Annotated in this window: 1 protein-coding gene; it reads left to right on the top strand. The window is 54.9% G+C overall.

Features of this window, described 5'->3' with window-relative positions; genetic code table 11:
- The coding region (locus tag ACYVJ4_RS18590; protein ID WP_460461533.1) for a Csu type fimbrial protein at positions 1-517 on the top strand (517 nt) is incomplete at its 5' end.
- Between the last annotated feature and the right edge of the window lie 142 nt (positions 518-659).

Genomic DNA, 659 nt, shown 5'->3' with positions numbered 1-659 from the left:
GCCGTATCAGGTGTTGTTAACGTTCAGCATTAACTACAACGTGTGCGCCGTTGGCGCGGTCGGAGCGTGCCTGACCCCGCAAACCGGTACGGCAACCACCTCGATCCTCCTCAACATGACCGTCACCAACGATTGCAGCACCATGACCACGCCGGACGTGAATTTTAACAGCGCGCCGCTGGTGCAAAATTTTCCCACCGTTTCACAGTCGGTTGCCGTCACCTGCACCAAAGGCAGCACCTACACCATAGGCATTAATAATGGGGCAAATGCCCTGAACAACGTGCGTCGTATGGTCAGCGGCAGCAACTTCATGAGTTACGACATCTACAAAGAGGCGACCAGCAACCGCTGGGGTAGCAGCGGCAGCGAGCGCTGGGCCAGCGCCAGCTCATCGCAGGTCAGTACGGACGGGCTTTTACGTACCTACAACTACACCGCCAAAGTTCTGACCAGCCAGGCCACGCCGCCTGCCGGAACCTATACCGACACGCTGATTGTCGACGTCGCATTCTGACTCCCGCGCTTTTCCCTTTCGCAAATGTAAAGTTCCTGTGGCCTGTGCCGATAACACCGTTAATAAATCTATGAGAAGGTGTTGTATGTTGAACCGTATCCGCGTTGTCACAATGCTTATGATGGTGCTGGTCATTTTCGCA

Source organism: Angustibacter peucedani, assembly GCF_054779595.1.
This window is presented reverse-complemented; position numbering and strand designations above follow the sequence as displayed.